1 protein-coding gene is annotated in these 421 nt (G+C 55.8%); it reads left to right on the plus strand.

Going from position 1 to position 421, the window contains the following annotated elements; translation table 11 throughout:
* Nucleotides 1–6 precede the first annotated feature (6 nt).
* Nucleotides 7–372, plus strand: a complete 366-nt coding sequence (locus EN994_RS35075) for a calcium-binding protein (protein WP_127308331.1) — start codon at nt 7–9, stop codon at nt 370–372.
* The last annotated feature ends 49 nt before the right edge of the window (nt 373–421 follow it).

The following is a 421-nucleotide window of genomic DNA, read 5'->3' on the forward strand; positions in this document are numbered from 1 at the left end:
ACCTTCATGAATTGGCGTTGGTTTTCGACCGCAACAGTTGTTGCGTTCATCTCAGGCTGCACTGCCGACTATTTGAATAATTATGACTCGGTGACGCTCGCTGCCGGCGATGCGAACCGCTCAAATATGCTTTTGCAAACTGTCGATCCGTTCAATCCGAATAGCCAAAACACGCGTATTGAAGGCGACGGAGCGCGCGCGGTGGCAGTCTTCAACGGATACCGAGGTGCGACCCGAGCCCGTAGCGCTGATTTGGACTGTGCAGGCGGCAGCGGAAACAATGCAGTGGTTGCCCCTGGGGTGCAGATCACAGGCTCTGATCCTAACGGGCTCGATGGTGATCGCGACGGCATTGGGTGCGAGGGAAAATAGGTTGTCTCGAACAAGGAAAGGAGGGCTAGGCTGGCTCGCAGTCATTGCG

This window comes from Mesorhizobium sp. M7A.F.Ca.CA.002.09.1.1, assembly GCF_003998555.1.
GTDB lineage: Bacteria > Pseudomonadota > Alphaproteobacteria > Rhizobiales > Rhizobiaceae > Mesorhizobium > Mesorhizobium ciceri.